Source organism: Caulobacter mirabilis (assembly GCF_002749615.1).
Taxonomy (GTDB): domain Bacteria; phylum Pseudomonadota; class Alphaproteobacteria; order Caulobacterales; family Caulobacteraceae; genus Caulobacter; species Caulobacter mirabilis.
The window spans coordinates 1,050,811-1,071,056 of sequence record NZ_CP024201.1 but is presented as its reverse complement, the minus strand read 5'-3'; the positions used below and the strand labels follow the sequence as shown (position 1 = coordinate 1,071,056).

Genomic DNA, 20,246 nt, shown 5'->3' with positions numbered 1-20,246 from the left:
TGGCCCGGCGCCGGGACGAAGGCAATGGGGAAGCGGTTCCCCGAAAAGAGAGCGGGGCGCAGCGGCTCCGGCCGCTCCGCCCCGAGTTGGCAACAGGACTGTGAGTTGCGAAAGGAAACCTATACCCGTTCGTCCAGAATAACAACCCTCTTGCCTTCCCTTAGGGGAAACCCCAAACTCAGGTCATGGGTAGGACAGCGGACTATTCGCAGCAGACGTGCGGCATCGCCGGAGCGCTCGAGATCATCGGCGATCCCTGGACTCTCCTGATCCTGCGGGACGCCTTCCGGGGCGTGCGCCGGTTCGAGCAGTGGCAGGAGCGGCTGGGCGTCGCCCGCAACGTGCTGGCGGCCCGGCTGAAGACGCTGGTCGCGCACGGCGTGCTGGAGACCCGCCGCTATTCCGAACGTCCGCCGCGGCACGAGTATGTCCTCACGAAGAAGGGTCAGGACCTGCGCGGCGTGCTGCTGACCATGGCCGACTGGGGCAACAAGCACGTCTACGAGGGCAAGGCGCCGGTCCAGTTCGTCCACGACCACTGCGGCCAGCCGTTCACCCCGCGCATCGTCTGCGACCACTGCGGCGAGGCCCTGATCCCCGGCGACCTGCGCCACGTCCACCTGCACGAGGACGCTCCGACCGTCGGCGAGGCGCTGGCCAAGGCTAAGGGGTAGCGCCAATCTCCGTCATCCTCGCGCTCGTCGCGAGGACCCATGCGTGATGAGGCGGACGGCTCGACGCGCAGCCTTCCACCACCGTGTTCATGGGTCGTCGGAGCAAGTCCGACGATGACGGTACTGGGGACGACACCCCGGGACATGCTCCCGCAGGGTGCGTGTCCCCGATCAACAGCTCTCCCAGGGGACACGCACGGGCTGCGCCCGAGCATGTCCCCGCCGCCGTTTCAGTTATGGTTAACGCGCATCGCCGAGGATGCTTTCCTGAGTATCCCGGGGCCCTTCCTTGCGCAGTCTCATCGCCGCCGTCGAGCGTATCGAACCACTGTCCGTGTCGGGGCGGGTCGCGGCCGTCAACGGGCTGCTGATCGAGGCGCGCGGGGGCCTGACCCACCTGCCCGTCGGCGCGCGGGCCGAGATCGAGCGGCGCAACGCCGAGCCCCTGCCGGCCGAGGTCGTCGGCTTCCGCGAGACCCGCGCCCTGCTGATGCCGTTCGGCCCCGTCGAGGGCGTGGCGCCCGGCGCCGAGATCCAGATCCGGCCGGAGGGCGCCAACGTCCGGCCGACCAAGGCCTGGCTGGGCCGCATCGTCGACGCCTTCGGCCAGCCGATCGACGGCAAGGGTCCGCTGCCCCAGGGCCAGGCCGCCTACCCGCTGCGCGCCGCGCCGCCCGCCGCTCACGCGCGCGGCCGGGTCGGGGAGCGGCTGGACCTGGGCGTGAGGGCGATGAACGTCTTCACCACCACCTGCCGCGGCCAGCGCCTGGGCATCTTCGCCGGCTCGGGCGTGGGCAAGTCGGTGCTGCTGTCGATGCTGGCGCGGGAGGCGACCTGCGACGCCGTCGTGGTCGGCCTGATCGGCGAACGCGGCCGCGAGGTGCGCGAGTTCATCGAGGAGACCCTGGGCGAGGAAGGCCTCAAGCGCGCCGTGGTGGTCGTGGCCACCTCCGACGAGCCGGCCCTCAAGCGCCGCCAGGCCGCCTACATGACCCTGGCCGTGGCCGAGGCCCTGCGCGACCAGGACCTGGAGGTGCTGTGCCTGATGGACAGCGTCACCCGTTTCGCCATGGCCCAGCGCGAGATCGGCCTGGCCGCGGGCGAACCGCCGACGACCAAGGGCTACACGCCGACCGTCTTCACCGAGCTGCCCAAGCTGCTGGAGCGCGCCGGACCGGGCCCGATCCGGCCGGACGGCACCACGGCCGGCCCGATCACCGGCCTGTTCACGGTGCTGGTCGACGGGGACGATCACAACGAGCCGATCGCCGACGCGGTCCGCGGCATCCTGGACGGCCACATCGTCATGGAGCGCGGCATCGCCGAGCGCGGGCGTTTTCCGGCCATAAACGTTCTCAAGTCCATAAGTCGGACCATGCCCGGCTGCCAGCTGCCGCATGAACGGGAAATCGTGAAGGCCGCCCGCCAGACCCTGGCGGCGTACAGCAACATGGAAGAGCTGATCCGCATCGGCGCCTATCGCGCCGGCTCCGATCCCCAGATCGACCGCGCCATCGCCCTGAACCCGGCGCTGGAAGGCTTCCTGTCCCAGGACAAGGACGAAGCCACCAGCCTGGACGACAGCTTCGGCGGCCTCGACGCCATCCTGGCGGGTGACTTCGCATGAAGGCGATGAACTCCCTGATCCGCATCTCGACCCACGAGGTCGAGAACCTGCAGAAGCGCCTGGCCGAGATCGTCGACCGGCGCACGGCTTGCGAGCTTCGGATGGTGGTGATGGAGGCCGAGGGGGAGGCCGAGCTGCAGCGCGCCCGCCAGGACGCCGACGCCGGCTGGTACCTGGTCGGCTTCCGCGAAGGGCTGAAGCTGCGCCGGGCCGCGGTCCAGGCTGAGATCGACACCATCACCATCGAGGAGGCCGGCGCCCGCGACGCCCTGGCCGAAGCCTTCGAGGCGCTGAAGAAATACGAGCACGTCCGCGAGGCGACCCGGACCGCCGCCCGCAAGGAAGCCGAGAAGCGCGAGACCGCCGCCCTGGACGAGCTCGGCCTGCGCCGGGCGGCGGGGCGGTGAACTCCAAACCGAGATCCTCCCCCCTGGGGGAGGTGGCTCGCCGAAGGCGAGACGGAGGGGGTCCGGTTGACGCTCTCGCAACGCCCTCAGTCGGCTCCGCCGACAGCTCCCCCAGGGGGGAGCATCCTACGCGGCGGACGGCCCTGGCCTCAGGGCTGGGCCTGCTGGCCGCCGCCTGCAGCCGCGAACCCGCCGCCGCGCAGCCGCCCATCGATGCAACGCCCCTGAAGTCGCTGGCCCCCTTCCCCATCGGCGTGGCCGCCCAGGCGTTGCACGCAGCCGATCCGGCCTGGACCGATCTGGCCGCGACCCACTTCTCCCAGCTCACCGCCGAGTGGGAGATGAAGATGGAATACATCGTCCAGCCGGACGGCGGCTTCCGCTTCGACCGGGGCGACGCCCTGGCCAACTTCGCGCGCAGCCGCGGGATGCGCCTCTTCGGCCATACGCTGGTCTGGTACGCCAACGAGCCCGAGGCCTTCGCCAGGCTGGACGAACGGCGGCAGAGCTTCGAGGGCGCGCTGCGCAACTACGTCACCGCCGTGGTCGGCCGCTATCGCGGGCTGGCCAGCGGCTGGGACGTGATCAACGAGCCGATCAAGGACGACGGCTCGGGCCCGCGCGACAGCCTGTGGAGTCGCCGGCTGGGCCAGGTCGGGCATTTCAAGGTCGCCTTCGAGGCCGCCCGGGCCGCCGACCCCGACGCCGTACTGTTCACCAACGACTATCACCTGGAGAGCAAGCCGGCGAAGCTGGCCAGCTACCAGCGCCTGATCGACGAGGTCCTGTCGGCGGGCGTCCCGCTGACCGGCATCGGTTGCCAGACCCACCTGATCGCCGATCTGCCGGCCGGGGCGCTCACCCGGACGCTGAAGGTGCTGGCCGGCTTCGGCCTGCCGATCCATCTGTCGGAGATGGACGTCTCGCTGATCCACGGCGGACTGTTCGCGTCGCGCCGCGACAGCGAGCTGGCCCAGGCGCGGCTCTATGGCGAGGCGATGGAGGCCTTCGCCGCCCTGCCCGAACGACAGCAGTTCGCGTTCACGGTCTGGGGCCTGCGCGACAGGGACAGCTGGCTGACTCGCCAGAACGCCCAGGACGCGCCGCTGCTGTTCGACGATCGGGGACAGCCCAAGGCGGCGTTCGCCGCCGTGGTCGACGCGCTCAGACGTTGAAGCGCTGCGGCGGCGGGGCGGTCGGCGCCGCCCGGCTCAGGTCGGTCTCGCCCGCTTGGCGCATGGCGCGCAGGTCTTCCGAGATGCGGAAGATGGCGACGTAGAACTCGCAGAACGAGCGCCACAGCAGGACCAGCGCCACGCAGACCAGGACGCCGGCGATCGACACCGGCAGGGCCAGCAGCTTGCCGACGATGTCGTCGTCGCTGAGGACCACGCCGACGGCCGCCCCGATCGCCCCGAAGGCGCCCAGGACGATGACGCCCAGTCCCGACCAGTAGATCAGGTGAATCAGCGGGCCGCTGATCAGGCGATCGAAGGTCAGCAGATCCCACAGGATGCCGCCGCCGGACCCGCGCTTTCTCGATTTGGGCGCCATGCGAACTCTTCCCCGGCGGCCGGCGGCCGCGTGCTTAACCCTCGCATGTCTATCGGCGCCGCCTCCGGGGAGCAACCTCGCAGGCGCATCGGTCCCGGCGCCTTCCGCCAGGGCACGGTTGCGACGGCCTCGGACGAGCCGCTAGCGTGGCCGGAAAATCGCCAGGGAAGCGCGCCATGAGCACCGAAGACCGCATCGCCGTGACCATCGAGGGCGGCGTCGCCGACGTCCGCCTGGTCCGCGCCGACAAGATGAACGCCCTCGACGACGCCATGTTCTCGGCCCTGATCGAGACCGGCGAGCGGCTGAAGACGGAAGCCGGCGTCCGAGTCGTGGTGCTGTCCGGCGAGGGCCGAGCCTTCTGCGCCGGCCTGGACATGGGCAACTTCGGCAAGATGGCCTCGGGCGAGCGGAAGGGCGGCGCCGGTTTGGTCACCGCCGATCGGACGCCGGGCGGCAGCAACCGCGCCCAGCACGCGGTCATGGTCTGGCGCGAGATCCCGGTCCCGGTGATCGCGGCGATCCACGGCGTGGCCTTCGGCGGCGGCTTCCAGCTGACCCTCGGCGCGGACATCCGCTACGTGACCGCAGACACCCGGATGTCGGTCATGGAGATCAAATGGGGCCTGGTGCCGGACATGGCCGGCCTGGTCCTGATGCGCCAGCTGGCCCGCGACGACGTGGTCCGCGAGCTGACCTACACCGGCCTGCAGTTCACCGGCGAGGAGGCCGTGCAGCTGGGCTTCGCCACCCGCGTCTGCGCCGATCCACGGGCCGACGCCCTGGCCCTGGCCGCCGAGATCGCCGGCAAGAGCCCGCACGCCATCCGCGCCGACAAGCGTCTGTTCGAGGTGGCGGCCCGCGGCGACCAGCACGAGATCCTGAAGGCCGAGTCGGCTGAGCAAGGGGCCCTGATCGGCTCGCCCAACCAGATCGAGGCGGTGATGGCCAACCTGCAGAAGCGGCCGCCGGCGTTCGCGGACTGAGCGGCGGAGAGGATGCTCCCCTCTGGGGGAGCTGTCGGCGCAGCCGACTGAGGGGGTTATGGGCAGCCCGTTGAGACACCCCCTCCGTCTCGCCGGAGTTTACCCTCGGGCGCGCGCTACGCGCGACCCGGGGGGCGAGCCGCCTCCCCCCAGAGGAGAGGACCCAAGCAAACTGAAAGAACGACCCCGCCGGCTCTCCAGGCGGCGGGGCCGCAAGGCGCCTACTTCTTAGGCTTCGCCGAGGCCACGATCTCGGCCTTGGTCTGGGTGCTGACCGTCTCGCCGCCGGCGGAGGTCAGGGAGTTGGGCGACAGGCCGTAGAGCGCGCCGTCGATCTGCACGACGACGACCGGCCCGGTGTCGCCCTCGCTGACGCCCTGGATGGTCCCGAGGGCCGCGCCTTCGCGATCCTTCACGGTCGCGCCGACCTTGAACTCGGTCCCCGCGGTCGCGGAGCTCGGGGTGGCGGCCGATTCCGCGGCCGGAGGATTGGCGTCCTCAGGCTGTTGGGCGGGAGTTTCCTGGGCGTTGGCGGCGACGGCGAAAGACGCCGCGACAGCGGCGAGCAGCAAGGTCCGATAGGTCATGGAGGCACACGTTCCTACGCAAGCGCCCCCCGTCCCCAGTCACGCAAACCCCTCAGGGTCCGAACGGGTTCCGAGAAAAAATTCTCAGACCTGACCGACCGTGCGCAGGCGGGCCTTGGGGTGGACCTCGTTCTGGCTCATCACCACGGTCTGGCCGCGGAAGCGCTCGATGATCTGGCGCGCGTAGGGCCGAGCCAGCGGGCTGGTCAGCAGCACCGGGGAATCGCCGGCCAGGGCGGCGCGCTCGAAGGCCTCGCGGACGCCGCGGATGAACTCCTGCAGCTTGCTGGGGGCCATGGCCAGCTGCTTCTCCTCGCCGGGACCGATCAGGCTCTCCGAGAAGGCGACCTCCCAGTCGGGCGACAGGGTGATGATCGGCAGGGCGCCGTCGTCGCCGCGGTTGGCCCAGCACAGCTGGCGGGCAAGCTTGGCGCGCACCGACTCGACCAGCGAGGTCATCGAGGCGGTGTGCGGGGCGGCCTCGGCCACGCCTTCCAGGATGGCCTGGAGGTCGCGGATCGAGACCCGCTCGCGCAGCAGCGCCTGCAGCACGCGCTGGAAGGTCGTGCCGGTGACGATCGCCGGAATGACGTCGTCGGCCAGCTTCTTCTGTTCCGGCCCCAGCTCCTTCAGCAGCTTCTGGACCTCGGCGTAGGACAGCAGGTCGGCCATGTTGTCCTTGAGGATCTCGGTCAGGTGCGTGGTCAGCACCGTGGCCGGGTCGACGATCGTGTAGCCGCGGAAGGTGGCCTCTTCCTTCAGGCCGTCGTCGATCCAGGTGGCCGGCAGGCCGAAGGCGGGCTCGCGGACGTGGTCGCCGGGCAGCTCGACCTGGCCGCCGCGGGGATCCATGGCCATCAGGCTGCCGATGCGCACCTCGCCGGCGCCGCACTCCATCTCCTTGATCCGGATGGCGTAGCCCTGGGTCGGCAGGCGCATGTTGTCGAGGATGCGCACCGGCGGCATGACGAAGCCGAAGTCGGCCGCCAGCGTCTTGCGCAGGGCGCGGATCTGGTCGGTCAGCTTGCGGCCGTCCAGGTCGTTGATCAGGGTCAGCAGGCCATAGCCCAGCTCGATCTTGATGTCGTCGATGGCCAGGGAAGCGGCGATCGACTCCTCCTCGGTCTCCGGCGCGACGGCCGGCTCGGACTCCATCACGGTCTCGGGCGTCTCGGGCGTGCTCGACCGTCGCCAGGCCAGCGCGCCGGCCCCGACCGCAACGGCCAGGAACGGGATCACCGGCATGCCCGGCACGAAGGCCAGGACGCCCGTGGTCGCCGACACCATGCCCAGGCTGATCGGGTTCATGGCCAGCTGGGTCACCAGGGCCTTGTCCGCCGAGCCCTCGACGCCCGCCTTGGACACCAGCAGGCCGGCGGCGATCGAGATGACCAGGGCGGGGATCTGGCTGACCAGGCCGTCGCCGACCGTCATCAGGGTGTAGGTGGTCGCCGCCTGCCCGGCCGGGATCTTGTGCTGGATGACCCCGATCAGGATGCCGCCGATGATGTTGATGGCGACGATCACCAGGCCGGCGATGGCGTCGCCCTTCACGAACTTGCTGGCGCCGTCCATGGCCCCGAAGAAGGTGGACTCCTGTTCCAACTCCTTGCGGCGGGCCTTGGCCTGCTCCTGGTCGATCAGGCCGGCGGACAGGTCGGCGTCGATGGCCATCTGCTTGCCGGGCATGGCGTCCAGGGTGAAGCGGGCGGACACTTCCGCGATCCGGCCCGAGCCCTTGGTCACGACCACGAAGTTCACCAGCACCAGGATGGCGAACACGATCAGGCCGATGATGAAGTTGCCCCCCATCATCAGGTCGCCGAACGCCTTGATCACCTGGCCGGCGCCGTGGGCGCCCTCGTGGCCGTGGCTCAGGATCAGCCGGGTCGACGCCAGGTTCAGGCCGAGCCGGAACAGCGTCGTCATCAGGAGCACGGTCGGGAAGGCCGAGAACTCCAGCGGCTTCTTGATCAGAAGCGCCGTCATCAGGATCAGGATCGAGCTGCCGATCGAGAGCGTCAGCAGCATGTCCAGCACGAACGGCGGGATCGGCAGGATCAGCAGGACGATGATGCCGACGATGCCGATCGCCAGCCCGACCTCGCCACGCGCCACCCAGCCCAGCACGTCCTTCGCGCCGGGGCGGTTCGATGGGCTGGTGACGGTCGCGTCGGTCATCGGTTACTCGAACTCAGTGGTCAGGCGGCGTTGCCGACCCCGGCCTGGGGCGCGGGCACGGCCACGCCGGCCTCGGAGTATTCCTTCAGCTTGTTGCGCAGGGTGCGGATCGAGATGCCGAGAATGTTGGCGGCGTGCGTCCGGTTGCCCACGCAGTGGGTCAGGGTGTCCAGGATCAGCTGCTGCTCGACCTGGGCCACGGTCTGGCCGACGAAGCCGCGGCTGACCGCGTCGGCGGCCATCGAGGCGCTGCGGGCGACGGCGGCGTCCGGCGCCGGGGCCATCGGCTGGCCGTCCGGCAGGCGGATGGCGAACTCCTCGATCTCCGCGCCGGAGGACAGCAGCACCGCCCGGTGCATGGCGTTCTCCAGCTCGCGCACGTTGCCGGGCCAGCGGTGGGCGACCAGGCGGCGCTTGGCCTCGTCCGACAGGGGGCGGGCCGGCAGGCCGTTGGCGGCCGCGTACTTCTTCACGAAGTGGTCGGCCAGGGCCAGGATGTCGCCCGGGCGCTCGCGCAGCGACGGCAGGCGCAGGTTCACGACGTTCAGGCGGTAGAGCAGGTCCTCGCGGAAGGTTCCCTCGCGCACGGCCTGGGCCAGATCGCGGTTGCTGGTCGCGATGACGCGGATGTCGACCTTCACCGGCTTGCCGCCGCCGACGCGGTCGATCTCGCGCTCCTGCAAGGCGCGCAGCAGCTTGGCCTGAAGGCGGGCGTCCATCTCGCTGATTTCGTCCAGCAGCAGAGTGCCGCCCGAAGCCTCCTCGAACTTGCCGATGCGGCGGGCGACGGCGCCGGTGAAGGCCCCCTTCTCGTGGCCGAACAGCTCGCTCTCGAGCAGGTTCTCAGGGATGGCGGCGCAGTTGACGCTGATGAAGGGCTTGTTGGCGCGGCGGGACTTCTGGTGGACGTGCCGGGCCATCACCTCCTTGCCGACGCCGCTTTCGCCGGTGATCAGGATCGAGGCCTCGGACGGCGCGATCTGGTCGGCCAGCTTGATGACCTGCTCCATGCCGGGATCGCGGGCGACCATCGGCCGGTTGTCATCGCTGACGGCCGACAGCACCGCCGCGATCAGCTCGGCGTCCGGCGGCAGCGGGATGAACTCCTTGGCCCCGGCCCGGATGGCGTCGCCGGCGCGCTGCGGGTCGGCGCCGACGCCGCAGGCCACCACCGGCACCCGGATGCGCTCCGCCTCGTTGGCGGCGATCAGCCCGGCGATGTCCAGATCGAAGTCGACCATCATCAGGTCGGCCCCCTGCCCCGCGCGCAGCGCCTGGGTGGCGGCCTCGATGGTCTCGACATGCGCCACCTTGGCGCCTGCCGACATGGCCATTTTCACCGCCAGGGAGAGCTGTCCGTTCAAACGTCCGACGACCAGAAGCCGCATCACTATTCTCCTTCAGTCGACCGCAGCTCCTAGAGCGCGGTGTCGCCGTCCTTGATGATTTCGGTCATGGTCACGCCCAGGCGATCGTCGACGATCACCACCTCGCCCCGGGCGACGAGGCGGTTGTTGACGTAGATGTCGATCGCCTCGCCGACCTTGCGGTCCAGCTCCAGGACGCTGCCCTGACCCAGGTGCAGCAGCTGGGCGACCGACAGGCTGGCCCGGCCCAGGACGGCCGAGATGTTGACCGGCACATCGAACACCGGGGCCAGGTCGGCGGCCGATTTCTCGTCGGCCTCGACCTGGAGCTCGGAAGCCAGGGTTTCCTCGGGGGCGAACTCGTCGAGCGTGAGATGGGTCTCGTCAGACATGGTCGTCGATCTCGCTGGGGGCGATCAGGGGTTCGGCGTGAAGGCCTTCGGCGGCCAGGGCGGCGTCGAGCGCCTCGGCCACGCGGGCGGCGGCGGCGTCCGGGTCGAAGCTCGCCTTGCCGTCGCCCCAGTCCAGGACGAAGGCGGCGGCGGGCATGCCGGGCTCGGACCGGGCCAGGATCTGGCCCGGGAAGCCGATGGCCTCGGCGGCGTGGTCAAGCGTGAGCTGGACCCGCTCCTGCAGATCAGGGGCGACGCGGACGATCAGGCGCGGTTGCGCCTCGATCTCGCGCGCCAGGGATTCCAGGGCGGCGGCGACAGGGGCCTCAGGGAACCGCGCCAGGGCGGCGTCGGCGATGCGGCGAGCGGCGACCAGGGCCAGCTCCGCGGAACCGACCCGATGCTCGTGCGCCACGCCCTGCACCGCGCCAAGACCCAGGCGGGCGGCGCGGGCCAGGTCGGCCAGGGCGTCGGCCACGGCGGCCTCGGCCTGGGCCAGGGCGGACTGCTCGCCCTCGGCGTAGCCGGCGGCGCGAGCCTGTTCGATCTCCTCCGCCGTGTAGTGGCGCTTCCGCGCCGGGGGCTGATAGGCGATCGATCCCGCGTCGTCGAAGACGGTGTCGAAGGCGAAGGGTCTGGGGGTCGAACCGGTCATCAGTAGATCAGCTCATCTTCGCCGCCAGAGCCGGCCAGCATGATCTCGCCCTTGGCGGCCAGGTCCTTGGCGGCCTGGACCATGGACATCTGCGCCTGGTCGACGTCGCGCAGACGCACCGGGCCCATGCTCTCCATGTCCTCGCGCATGATCTTCGACGCCCGCTCGGACATGTTGGAGAAGAACATTTCGCGCAGGTTGTCCGAGGCGCCCTTCAGCGCGAGGGCCAGCTGGTCCTTCTCCACCGCGCGGAGCAGCGTCTGGACGCCGCCCGGGTCGAGCTTGTTGAGGTCCTCGAACACGAACATCAGCGCCCGGATGCGCTCGGCGCTCTCGCGGTTGCGCTCTTCCAGGGCGGCGATGAAGCGCGCCTCGGTCTGGCGGTCGAAGTTGTTGAAGATCTCCGCCATCATCTCGTGGCTGTCGCGCTTGGAGGTGCGCGCCAGGTTCGACATGAACTCGGTGCGAAGGGTCTGTTCGATCTTGTCGAGAATCTCGCGCTGGACCGGCTCCATGCGCAGCATCCGCTGGACGCATTCGAGGGCGAAGTCCTCCGGAAGCGCGGCCAGGACCCGGGCGGCGTGCTCGCCCTTGATCTTGCTCAGCACCACCGCGACGGTCTGCGGGTACTCGTTCTTGAGGTAGTTGGCGAGCACCGCCTCGTTCACGTTGCCTAGCTTGTCCCACATGGTGCGGCCCGCGGGACCGCGGATCTCCTCCATGAGGGCGTCGACCTTCTCGGACGGCAGGAAGCTGCCCAGCAGCCGCTGGGTCTGTTCGAAGCTGCCCATGATCGCGCCGCTGGAAGACATGCCGGACACGAACTCGACGAGCAGCTCCTCGACGACGCTGGCCGACACGGTGCCGAGCGTGGCCATGGCCTGGGAGACCTCCTTGATCTCCTCCTCGTCCAGGGCGTTCCAGATGGCGGTGTGATCCTCGCCCAGGGCGAGCAGGATCACGGCCGCCTTCTCCGGGCCGCTGAGCTTGTTCGACTCGCTGATGGCCTTGGTCTTCGCCATCACGCGCTCTCATGCAGCCAGGAGCGGAGGATCGAGACCGACTCCTCCGGGTGTTTGTCGACGAAGTCGGCGACGCGCTTGACCGACGAGGCCCGGACCTGGCCCTCGATGCGGGCGATGTCGATGCGCTGGTCGAGGTCCGGCCCGGGCAGGGCCAACGGCTCCCCGGTGGCCGGGTCGATGGCCAGCTGGGCCATCTGGCCGTCGGCGGTGGCGACCAGGTGAGCGACGCCGCCGCCGCCCGCCGCCCCGGCCAGGGCCGGCAGACCGCCGCGCTGCGGACCGCCCAGGCTCTTCAGAAGCGGGCGCACGCCCAGCAGCAGGATCAGCAGCGCCACCACGGCGAGCACGCCCAGCTCGATGGCCCGCATCAGGTCGTTCTTGTCGAAGCTGGCGAAGAGGCCGCCCTCGGCCGCCGTTCCGGCGTCGGAGGTCTCGCGGGCGAAGCGCACATTGACCACGCTGACCACGTCGCCGCGCTCGGCGTCGAAGCCCACGGCGGCCTTCACCAGCTGGTCGAGACGCTGCAGCTCCTCGGCGCTGCGGGGCGTCCAGGCGCCCGGCTTGCCGTCGGCGGCGGCTGGGGCGGTGACACCGTCGACGGCGACCGAGACCGACAGCTTCTTCACCGCGCCGGGCTCACGGACCTCGGTGCGGACGGTCTTGCTGATCTCGTAGTTGGTGGTCGATTCGGTGCGGCCGCTGTTGGAGCTGTTCTGCGGGCCGCCGACGCCCGGAGTCGCACCGCCGGGAATGTTGCCGGCCGCGGTCACGCCCTGGGCGGCGTCGGCCTGGTTCTCGGCGGCGTTTTCCTCGCCGGTCTGTTCGGAGCGGACCACCTGGCCGTCGGGATCGAAGCGCTCCTGCTGCTCGGTGACGCGAGCCATGTCGATGTCGGCGCTGACCTCGACGCGCGAGCGGCCCGCCCCGACGACGCCCTCGACGAGCTCCTTGATCCGGGCGGCCAGGCGACGCTCGACCTCGCTCTTGCGGTCGTCCGCCACCTTGCTGGCCAGCGAGCCCGAGCCGCCGACCGACAGGGTCTTGCCGTGCTGGTCGATGACCGAGACCTGGTCGGCCTTCAGGTTCGGCACCGCGCCGGCGACCAGATTCTGAACTGCCTGGACCATGTCCTCGCCCGGCTTACGACCGCCGACGCCGATGGTCACCGAGGCCGACGGAGCCTCGGCCTCCTCCTCGAACAGCTGGCGCTTGGGCAGGTTCAGGTGGACGCGCGCGAAGGTGACGCCGTCCCAGGCCTTGATCGTGCGGGCCAACTCGCCCTCCAGCGCGCGCTGGCGGTTCAGCTGCTGGACGAAGTCGGTCTGGCCCAGGGCCGAGCCCTGGTCGAAGATCTCGTAGCCGCCGACCGCGCCGGAAGTCACCAGGCCCTTGCCGGCGACCAGCAGGCGCGCCGAAGCGACCTGGTCGCGGGGAACGGTGATGGTCGAGCCGTCGCCGGCCACCTTGTACTTCACGCCGGCCTGGTCGAGGGCCTGGGTGACCTGCGAGGCTTCCTTGAGATCGAGGTTGGAGTACAGGATCGTCTGGGGCTGAGCGCCAAGCGTCGTCATCGCGAAGACGAGCCCCGCGATCAGCGCTGCGCCGATGCCCAGCAGCGCGGCGAGTCGGCCGATGCCGAATGCGCGAACGCCGCTCATGAACTGTTCCACGCGGGCCTGCCCCCAAACTGCGGAAGGGACGGAATCGCAATGTCCCGCACCCAGCTAGGCAGGAATTACCGGGTGCGTGGTAAACGGCGTCTTAAGGGGTTCCCGCCCGCCGCGCCGGACAAAGAAAAACGGCCGCGTCCGGGGACGCGGCCGTTTCCTGATTGCATGCGCCCAAGCGCCGCCCGATCAGCGGTACTGCTGCAGCCGGGTCGTCCGCAGGCCGGCCAGGCCGTGCCGATCGATCGACTTCTGCCAACCGAGGAATTCCTCGTTGGTCAGGCTGTAGCGTTCACAAGCCTCGTCGAGGCTGAGAAGACCGCCGCGAACCGCCGCCACGACCTCGGCCTTACGCCGGATCACCCAGCGCTCGGTGTTGGCCGGCGGCAGATCGGACAGCGTCAGAGGCGCGCCGGTCGGACCGATCACGTACTTCTCGCCCCTGCTGTTGACGCGCTGCTGCTGAAGCATCCTTCTACGCCTCTCTCACCATCACTGTTGGCGAGCAATATGCACCCGCGACAATAACGCGCGGTAAAGCGTGATGGTTTAGACAGGTTAACCACCCTATCCCCCAGGTTAACATCTGTGTTTCACCTTGAGACATCTGAATTAAGATCAGATAAATCTCAAGACTAGCGCTTGATGTTCAGAAGTTCTTCCAGCATCTGATCCGCCGTCGTGATGATCTTCGACGAGGCCGAGTAGGCCCGTTGCGTGGTGATCAGGCCGGTAAACTCCGTCGACAGATCGACCGTCGAAGACTCCAGCGTCGAGGGAGCCACGTAGCCGGCGCCGCCCGACCCCGGGGTCTTGAAGTTGTACGTGCCGCTCTCGCGGGAGACGCGGAAGGCGTTGCCGTTAACAGGGATCAAGCCGTCGGCGTTGGGGAAGGTCGCGATGGCCACCTGGGCGATCCGGCGGGTGATGCCGTTGTCGAAGATCGCGGTGACGTAGCCCTGGTCGTCGATCTCGACGTCGGTCAGGTTGCCGAAGGCGGTGCCGTTGGTGGTGACCGACTGCAGCACGCTCTCGCTGCTGAAGCTGGTCAGGCCGCCGGCGCTGCCCGCGCCACCCAGCTCCAGGCGGATCTGCTGGGCGCCGATGCCGAGCGCCGAGTTCCACTTGATGCCGCCGGCGCCGGGCGCCGCGGCGTCCGAGGCTGCGAAGTTGATCACCGGGTTGGCGAAGTCGGCGAACAGCTTGTTCTCGCCGGCGTTGGGGGTGAAGTTCGGATCCAGGCGGCCGTCCTGGGTGAAGGCGACCACGCCGGTAGCCAGCTGGCCGTTGGCCAGCGGCGCGCCGACGTCGACGTCGCCGGCCGGCACCGCGCGCACTTCGGCGTACCACTGGTTGGGCGTGTTGCTGCGCAGGAAGTCGATCGTGACCGTGCGCTTGCCGCCCTTGGAGTCCGACACCGGCACCTGGACCGAGAAGTCCGGCTTGGTGCCCGTGCCGGTGTCCGGGTTGTAGTTGGCCATCGAGTTGGCGCCGGTCGGGCTGTAGGTCATCGCCGTCGCGGGCGGGATGATCTTCACCGCGTTCGAGATCTTGGTCTCGGAGTTCAGGTTGGCGTTGATCTGGATGCGCGAGGTCGGCTCGGCCGCGCCGCCCACAGACGACACGTTGATCGACTTCAGGCGGGTGATGTCCGACGGGTCGGTCGTGATGACGCCGTTCTCGTCGGTCAGCCAGCCTTGCAGATACAGGCCCGCGTCGTTGCGCAGGTAGCCCAGGCTGTCGAGCTGGAACGAACCGGCGCGCGTGAAGGAACGGGCGTCAGCCGCGGTCAGGTCTTCGGACTTCTCGGTGACGACGAAGAAGCCCTGGCCCGAGATCGACAGGTCCGTGCCGCGGCTGGTCTGGGTCGGCAGGCCCTGGGTGCTGATGAAGCGGCGGGTCTGGGCGGCGACGCCGCCGGCCGAGTAGGCGGCGGTGGCCGAGCGGCCGGTGACCAGGGTCTGGAAGTTGGCCTGGGTCCGCTTGTACCCGACCGTATTGACGTTCGCGATGTTGTCCGAGATCGCGGCCAGGGCCTGCGAGTTCGCGGTCAGGCCGGTCACGCCGGCGAGCATGGCGCTGTTGATGCTCATGGAGGGTTATCCTTCCTTGGAAATGCTGTCCGGTCAGGCCGCGGTGGGCTTGACGGAAATGACGTCGCCGACGGGGACCTGGATCTTGCCGATGGTCACCATGTTCTGGCCGTTCTTGGATTCGACGGAGGTCGCGATGCCGGTGGTGTGGGTGGTCGTGCCGATCTTCTCGCCGCCCGAGCCGGTGGCGCTGATCCTCAGCGTGTAGAGGTCGCCGTTGGCGAGCTGGACGCCCTTGTCGGTCTTGCCGTCCCACTCGAAGGTGTTGCCGGTTCCGCCCTTCACCGAAGGCTTGGTGGTCGTGTAGATGACCTGGCCGGCCGAGTTCAGGACCTCGTACTTCACCTTGGCCGCGTTGCGGTCGAGGTCGTAGGTCCACTTGGCCTTGCCGTCCGCCAGCGGGGCCTTGTCGGTGGCCACCGTGACGGTCTTGCCGATCAGGTCGACGGTGCCGGCCAGGCCGCCGTCGTTCATGCCGACCAGCATCGACAGCAGATCATTGGTGATCAGCTGCTGCTCCACGCCCGTCATCTGGGTGATCTGGGCGGTGAACTGGGTCGAATCCATCGGCGACAGCGGATCCTGGTTCTTCAGCTGCGTGGTCAGCAGCTTGAGGAACGTCTGGGTGTTGTTCGCCATCCGGTTGCGTGAACCGGTGATCTTGTCGATGACGGAGCCAGATCCTGAAACCTCTGCCATGGCCTGTCCCTCAGATACGGATATCGACGCCGCCGGCGGCGGCGCGCGAACGGGTGGAAGCAACGGCCGCCAGGGCGTCGGCCTCGTCGAGGCCGGCTTGGGCGGTCTGGAAGGCGCGGGCGGAGAAGGCGCGCTGCGGCTGTTCGCCGGTCTCGCGACCGCCGAAGCCCTGCCCCTGACCCGAGAAGTCGAAACTCAAGCTGTTGTCGGAGACGTCGAAGCCGGCGCGCTCCAGGGCCGCCCGCAGTTCGCCCGACCGGCCGCGCAGCTCGGCGGCGGCCTGGTTCGACTCGAAGGTCAGCGCGGCGGTCAGCCGGCCGTCGGCCGCGATCTCGACGCTGACGTCGACCTTGCCCAGACCCATCGGGTCGAGCTGCAGCTCGAACTTCGAGGACTGGGCCTCAAGCTTGCGGGCGATGTCGGCCGACAGCTTGGCCACCGTCTCGGCGGAGGCGTGGGCGCCGGGCTGGGTCATCGCCGCGGCGTGCGCGCCCACGGCCTGGCCTCCAGCGCGGATGTCGGCGGGCGCGGGCGGCAGCGGCTGATCCGCATCGGCCGGCGGCGGCGCGTCCGGCGAAGCCTCGGCCAGGGCCGGCGCGACAACGGCGTCGACCAGGCCTTCGTCCGCCGCATCGGCGGCCTGGGTCGCGGCGAAGCCGATCGGAAGGGCGTCCGCGCGCGTCGCCGCGGCGGTCGGGTTCGCTGACGCCGCCACGGCGGCGCGCTCGGCCTTCGTCGAAGCCGCGCGCGGGGTCGGACGGGCTTCGGCGACGACAACCGCCGCCGCAGGAGTCGCCGCCTGGGCGGCGGCAGGAGTCGCAGCGGCGGTCGTTCCGACGCGGACGGCGTCGGCCTGGACCGGACCTTCGGCTTCCGCCTCGACCGCGACGGCGGCGACCGCGATGGCGGCCGCGGGGATCGCTTCAGGCGCGGTCTTGGCGGCCGGCGCCTTCGCAGCGGCAGGCGCGGTCATCATCGCGGCGGTCTGTGGCGAAGCTCCTGTCTGCGGAGCCGCCGCCGGGCGGACGTCCGTCGCGGCGGAGGCGCGCGACGGCGCAGGCGCTTCATCCCCCGCCGAAGCCGGCGCCTCCGGCGTCGGCGCGGCTTCGACAACCTTCGGCTCGGCGGGCTTGGGGCCGGCGGCCGGCCGCGCGACCGCGGCGGCCTGGGCCTGAACCGTCGGCGCGGCGATAGGCGTGGCCGTCGGAGTCTGCGGCGCAGCCTCGGGCTGGGACGGTTTGACGGCGGCGGCCTTGGACTCGACCGACACGGCCTCGCTCGACGGCGGTGCGGCGATCGGATCGGCCGACGGCTCGGGCATGACGGCCGCCGTGGGCGCCGCAGGAGTCTCAATCCCAGTCGCTAGAGAGGCGGCGGCCGCCGCGGCGTCCTGATGCGGCGACGGCTCGGAAGGCCCAGCCTCGGCGCCAGTCTCGGCGACCAGCGCCGGGATCGGAACCGGCGAAGCCATGGGCGCGACGCCTGGCGCCGCGTCCCCGCCACCCTCGGCCAGCGCCGGGGACTGGACCGCGGTCTGGGCAAGCGGAAGGACCATGGCCGCAGCCAGAGCCTGCTCAACGAGACCGGCCGAGGCCCCCGCCTGCTGATCCGTCGCGGCGCCTTCGCCCTCGCCTCCCGCGCCGCCGGCCTTCGCGCCGTCCGGCGTCGTCGCCAGGCCGGCGCTCAGATTGGCCAGCAAAGCGTCGAACACGCCGCCCAGGCCGCCGTCCGCGCCGTCCGTCCCGGTCTTCCCGGGCTGGGCGACGCCCGGCAGGGCGGCAAGAAGGGTCGACGCGAACGCGGTCATGGCAGGCGGGAGCGCCCCTGAAGCGATTGGGAGAACTTGGCGGCGCCTGCTGCGCCCGGATCATTCGACCCATCCAAAGCAACCCTCGGGCCAACCGCGTTACAATTGTTCAAGGCACTGTTTTCACTAGAGTAATTACCGCATCGACGACCAATCCGCCCCAACGCGCCGAGGCTCTTTTTGCCGGGCGAGAACGCCCCCCAAGGGCGACAACTGCCGCCCTGAGCCTTCTGGCGCCGCTCTTGCGCTGTGATTTGGCGGGTCACCCGGCCCACGGAACCATAGGCTATGAATTTCAACAGCTTAGCAGCCCCCTACGCGAGCGCCTCCGCGTTCGCCCGGCAAATTCGGCCGGAACGGGCGCCAGGCTTTGCCGGGTGCGGAGGGCAAGGCGCATGAGCCTCAGCGCGATCATGTCGGCGGCGAACAGCGGCTTGAACGCCGCCCAGACCGGCCTGCGGGCCGTCTCGGACAACATCGCCAACGTCAACACCCCAGGCTACGTCCGCAAGCTTGTGGATCAGCGGCCGCTGGTGTCGGCGGGCATGGGCGTCGGGGTGGACATCGCCCAGATCCGGCGGGCCGCCGATCAGTTCCTGCAGCGCGCGGCCCTGACGGCGCGAGCGAGCTCGGCCGAGGCCAACGTCGTCTCGCAGAACATGGACCGGGTCCAGGCGCTATTCGGCGACCCCAGCGGCAAGAGCTCGTTCTTCAGCCGGCTGGACGACATCTACACCGCCTTCTCGGCCGCCGCGAACGACCCGTCGTCCGCGATCCGGCGTGACCAGGCGATCGACGGCGTCAGCGACTTCCTCAGCGAGGCCAAGCGCATCGGCGCCTCGCTGAAGGATCTGCAGACCGAGGCCGATAGCCGGATCAGCGCCAACATCGAGCGCGTCAACCAGCTGCTCGGGCAGATCGAGGGCCTGAACGGCGACATCAGCCGCGCCAAGATCCAGGGCGGAGACGCTACGGGTTCCGAGAATATCCAGAGCCAGCTCATCGACGAGCTCTCCGGCCTGATGGACGTCAACGTCAGCCAGCGGGGCAACGGCGGGGTCGTCATTCGTGCGTCCGACGGCGCCGCGCTGGCCGGGGCCGGCGGCGCCGCCAAGCTCTCCTACGTACGCAAGGAAGGCGTCTCGGGCGAGATCGCGGTCACCCTGCCCGGCTCCAGCCAGGCCCAGACCATCATGGGCAAGATCACCGGCGGCGAGATCCGCGGTCTGATGGACCTGCGCGACAAGGAACTGCCGGCGATCAGCGAGCAGCTGTCGGAGTTCGTCACCCGCGCGGTCGACGAGCTGAACCGCGCCCATAACGCCTCTTCGCCGGTGCCGGCGCCCAACAAGCTGACCGGACGCAACACCGGCCTCGATCTGTCGACCGCGGTCGGCGGCTTCACCGGCAAGACCACCGTGGCGGTTCTCGACGCCAACGGCATGATCACCCGCCAGGTCGAGATCGACTTCGACGCCGGCACGATGTCCGTCGGCGGCGTTCCCGGCTCGACGCCGTTCACGCCGGCCAGCTTCCTAGGCACGCTGAACACCGCCCTGGGCGGCCAGGCGACCGCCTCCTTCGCCAACGGCGCGCTGAGCCTGACCGGCGCGGCCGGCCGCGGCGTGGCGATCAGCGACGATGCGACGACGCCGGCCCAGAAGGCCGGCAAGGGCTTCTCGCACTTCTTCGGCCTCAACGATCTCGTCACCTCGAAGGGCTTCACCAACTACGAGACCGGGCTGAAGCCGACCGACGCGCACGGCTTCACGGCGGGCCAGACGATCAGCTTGCGCATCGCCGACGGGACCGGCTCCCGGATCCGCGACGTCAGCGTCGCCGTGCCGGCCGGCGGCACGATGCAGGACCTGCTCGACGCCCTGAACTCGCCGACCGGCGGGGTCGGCCTGTACGGACAGTACAGCCTCGACGCCGACGGCGCCTTGAGCTTCAAGGCCAGCGGCGGCAACGGCGCCTCGATCTCGGTGGTGCAGGACAACACCGTGCACGGGGGTCCGGGCGGCCCGTCGATGTCGCAGCTGTTCGGGATCGGCGCCGCGCAGCGCTCCGGCCGGATCAACACGCTGGAAGTTCGGACCGACATCGCCGCCAACCCGGCCAGCCTCGGCCTGGCCAAGCTCGACCTGGCCCAGGCGGCGGCAGGCAAGCCGGCCCTGGCGGTCGGCGACGGCCGCGGCGCGATCCTGCTGTCGAAGGCCGGCGAGACCATGGCCAAGTTCGACGCCGTGGGCGGGACCGCCGCAGCCTCGATGACCGTCTCGCGCTACGCCAGCGAGTTCGCCGGCTCGATCGGCCGCAAGTCCGACGCCGCCGCCTCGCGCGAAGAGATCGCCAAGTCCGTCGCGACGGAAGCCAACGCCCGCCGCACCTCGGCCGAGGCCGTCAACCTCGACCAGGAACTGATCAGCATGACCACCTACCAGCAGGCCTTCGCCGCGTCCGCCCGCCTCGTCCAGGCGAGCAAGGACATGTACGACGTGCTGCTGGCCATGACCGGGAACTGA

Annotated in this window: 18 protein-coding genes; 6 read left to right on the top strand and 12 right to left on the bottom strand. The window is 69.9% G+C overall.

Annotated elements, in window-relative coordinates; translation table 11 throughout:
* The first annotated feature begins 185 nt into the window (after positions 1-185).
* From CSW64_RS05225 to CSW64_RS05210, 4 genes are all read left to right on the top strand, one after another.
* Positions 186-674 carry a winged helix-turn-helix transcriptional regulator gene (locus CSW64_RS05225; protein ID WP_099621112.1) on the top strand — a complete coding sequence of 163 codons (489 nt, stop codon included), beginning with the start codon at positions 186-188 and terminating at the stop codon, positions 672-674.
* 289 nt (positions 675-963) lie between these two features.
* The gene (fliI, locus tag CSW64_RS05220) at positions 964-2,301 is read left to right on the top strand and encodes a flagellar protein export ATPase FliI (RefSeq protein ID WP_099621111.1); all 1,338 of its coding nucleotides are present in this window, start codon (positions 964-966) and stop codon (positions 2,299-2,301) included.
* Positions 2,298-2,708 carry a flagellar export protein FliJ gene (locus tag CSW64_RS05215; protein ID WP_099621110.1) on the top strand — a complete coding sequence of 137 codons (411 nt, stop codon included), beginning with the start codon at positions 2,298-2,300 and terminating at the stop codon, positions 2,706-2,708. Before fliI ends, CSW64_RS05215 begins: the two co-directional genes overlap by 4 nt.
* Before the next feature lie 254 nt (positions 2,709-2,962).
* A complete protein-coding gene (locus CSW64_RS05210; protein ID WP_425430366.1) occupies positions 2,963-3,883 on the top strand; it encodes an endo-1,4-beta-xylanase in 921 nt (306 codons plus the stop codon).
* Here the strand turns inward: CSW64_RS05210 and CSW64_RS05205 are convergent.
* Entirely contained in the window at positions 3,873-4,262 is a 390-nt protein-coding gene (locus tag CSW64_RS05205) for a DUF4282 domain-containing protein (RefSeq protein ID WP_099621109.1), read from the bottom strand. The genes CSW64_RS05210 and CSW64_RS05205 overlap by 11 nt on opposite strands.
* Positions 4,263-4,438: 176 nt before the next feature.
* Here CSW64_RS05205 and CSW64_RS05200 point away from each other — a divergent pair, with 176 nt between their 5' ends.
* Positions 4,439-5,248, top strand: a complete 810-nt coding sequence (locus tag CSW64_RS05200) for a crotonase/enoyl-CoA hydratase family protein (protein ID WP_099621108.1) — start codon at positions 4,439-4,441, stop codon at positions 5,246-5,248.
* 221 nt (positions 5,249-5,469) lie between these two features.
* Here CSW64_RS05200 and CSW64_RS05195 read toward each other — a convergent pair whose 3' ends face one another.
* From CSW64_RS05195 to CSW64_RS05145, 11 genes are all read right to left on the bottom strand, one after another.
* Entirely contained in the window at positions 5,470-5,835 is a 366-nt protein-coding gene (locus CSW64_RS05195; protein ID WP_099621107.1) for a hypothetical protein, read from the bottom strand.
* 84 nt (positions 5,836-5,919) lie between these two features.
* On the bottom strand, positions 5,920-8,016 hold the full coding sequence (flhA, locus tag CSW64_RS05190; RefSeq protein WP_099621106.1) for a flagellar biosynthesis protein FlhA: 2,097 nt from the start codon (positions 8,014-8,016) through the stop codon (positions 5,920-5,922).
* Positions 8,017-8,036: 20 nt separating this feature from the next.
* On the bottom strand, positions 8,037-9,404 hold the full coding sequence (gene flbD / locus CSW64_RS05185; protein ID WP_099621105.1) for a sigma-54-dependent transcriptional regulator FlbD: 1,368 nt from the start codon (positions 9,402-9,404) through the stop codon (positions 8,037-8,039).
* A 29-nt stretch (positions 9,405-9,433) separates the two neighbouring features.
* The gene (gene fliN / locus CSW64_RS05180) at positions 9,434-9,775 is read right to left on the bottom strand and encodes a flagellar motor switch protein FliN (protein ID WP_099621104.1); all 342 of its coding nucleotides are present in this window, start codon (positions 9,773-9,775) and stop codon (positions 9,434-9,436) included.
* Positions 9,768-10,430 (bottom strand): FliH/SctL family protein, encoded by a 663-nt coding sequence (locus CSW64_RS05175; protein WP_099621103.1) that lies wholly within the window; start codon positions 10,428-10,430, stop codon positions 9,768-9,770. The genes fliN and CSW64_RS05175 overlap by 8 nt, the downstream gene beginning before the upstream one ends.
* The gene (gene fliG, locus CSW64_RS05170) at positions 10,430-11,452 is read right to left on the bottom strand and encodes a flagellar motor switch protein FliG (RefSeq protein WP_099621102.1); all 1,023 of its coding nucleotides are present in this window, start codon (positions 11,450-11,452) and stop codon (positions 10,430-10,432) included. Before fliG ends, CSW64_RS05175 begins: the two co-directional genes overlap by 1 nt.
* The gene (gene fliF, locus CSW64_RS05165) at positions 11,452-13,113 is read right to left on the bottom strand and encodes a flagellar basal-body MS-ring/collar protein FliF (RefSeq protein ID WP_245863836.1); all 1,662 of its coding nucleotides are present in this window, start codon (positions 13,111-13,113) and stop codon (positions 11,452-11,454) included. The genes fliG and fliF overlap by 1 nt, the downstream gene beginning before the upstream one ends.
* Positions 13,114-13,311: 198 nt before the next feature.
* Positions 13,312-13,593: a CtrA inhibitor SciP gene (gene sciP / locus CSW64_RS05160; protein ID WP_099621100.1), complete on the bottom strand. Its 282-nt coding sequence runs from the start codon at positions 13,591-13,593 to the stop codon at positions 13,312-13,314.
* Between the two features lie 164 nt (positions 13,594-13,757).
* Complete coding sequence (gene flgE, locus CSW64_RS05155; protein WP_099621099.1) at positions 13,758-15,215, bottom strand: flagellar hook protein FlgE; 1,458 nt, start codon at positions 15,213-15,215, stop codon at positions 13,758-13,760.
* Positions 15,216-15,248: 33 nt separating this feature from the next.
* Positions 15,249-15,914: a flagellar hook assembly protein FlgD gene (locus CSW64_RS05150; RefSeq protein WP_099621098.1), complete on the bottom strand. Its 666-nt coding sequence runs from the start codon at positions 15,912-15,914 to the stop codon at positions 15,249-15,251.
* A gap of 10 nt (positions 15,915-15,924) precedes the next feature.
* Entirely contained in the window at positions 15,925-17,721 is a 1,797-nt protein-coding gene (locus CSW64_RS05145; RefSeq protein ID WP_099621097.1) for a flagellar hook-length control protein FliK, read from the bottom strand.
* 395 nt (positions 17,722-18,116) lie between these two features.
* Here CSW64_RS05145 and flgK point away from each other — a divergent pair, with 395 nt between their 5' ends.
* Positions 18,117-20,246, top strand: coding sequence for a flagellar hook-associated protein FlgK (flgK, locus tag CSW64_RS05140; RefSeq protein WP_099621096.1), 2,130 nt, complete (start codon positions 18,117-18,119; stop codon positions 20,244-20,246).

Coding starts and splice junctions, on each gene's coding strand:
- CSW64_RS05225 (WP_099621112.1), top strand. CDS start 186: ATGGGTAGGACAGCGGACTATTCGCAGCAGACGTGCGGCATCGCCGGA.
- CSW64_RS05215 (WP_099621110.1), top strand. CDS start 2,298: ATGAAGGCGATGAACTCCCTGATCCGCATCTCGACCCACGAGGTCGAG.
- CSW64_RS05205 (WP_099621109.1), bottom strand. CDS start 4,262: ATGGCGCCCAAATCGAGAAAGCGCGGGTCCGGCGGCGGCATCCTGTGG.
- CSW64_RS05200 (WP_099621108.1), top strand. CDS start 4,439: ATGAGCACCGAAGACCGCATCGCCGTGACCATCGAGGGCGGCGTCGCC.
- CSW64_RS05195 (WP_099621107.1), bottom strand. CDS start 5,835: ATGACCTATCGGACCTTGCTGCTCGCCGCTGTCGCGGCGTCTTTCGCC.
- flhA (WP_099621106.1), bottom strand. CDS start 8,016: ATGACCGACGCGACCGTCACCAGCCCATCGAACCGCCCCGGCGCGAAG.
- flbD (WP_099621105.1), bottom strand. CDS start 9,404: ATGCGGCTTCTGGTCGTCGGACGTTTGAACGGACAGCTCTCCCTGGCG.
- fliN (WP_099621104.1), bottom strand. CDS start 9,775: ATGTCTGACGAGACCCATCTCACGCTCGACGAGTTCGCCCCCGAGGAA.
- CSW64_RS05175 (WP_099621103.1), bottom strand. CDS start 10,430: ATGACCGGTTCGACCCCCAGACCCTTCGCCTTCGACACCGTCTTCGAC.
- fliG (WP_099621102.1), bottom strand. CDS start 11,452: ATGGCGAAGACCAAGGCCATCAGCGAGTCGAACAAGCTCAGCGGCCCG.
- fliF (WP_245863836.1), bottom strand. CDS start 13,113: ATGAGCGGCGTTCGCGCATTCGGCATCGGCCGACTCGCCGCGCTGCTG.
- sciP (WP_099621100.1), bottom strand. CDS start 13,593: ATGCTTCAGCAGCAGCGCGTCAACAGCAGGGGCGAGAAGTACGTGATC.
- flgE (WP_099621099.1), bottom strand. CDS start 15,215: ATGAGCATCAACAGCGCCATGCTCGCCGGCGTGACCGGCCTGACCGCG.
- CSW64_RS05150 (WP_099621098.1), bottom strand. CDS start 15,914: ATGGCAGAGGTTTCAGGATCTGGCTCCGTCATCGACAAGATCACCGGT.
- CSW64_RS05145 (WP_099621097.1), bottom strand. CDS start 17,721: ATGACCGCGTTCGCGTCGACCCTTCTTGCCGCCCTGCCGGGCGTCGCC.
- flgK (WP_099621096.1), top strand. CDS start 18,117: ATGAGCCTCAGCGCGATCATGTCGGCGGCGAACAGCGGCTTGAACGCC.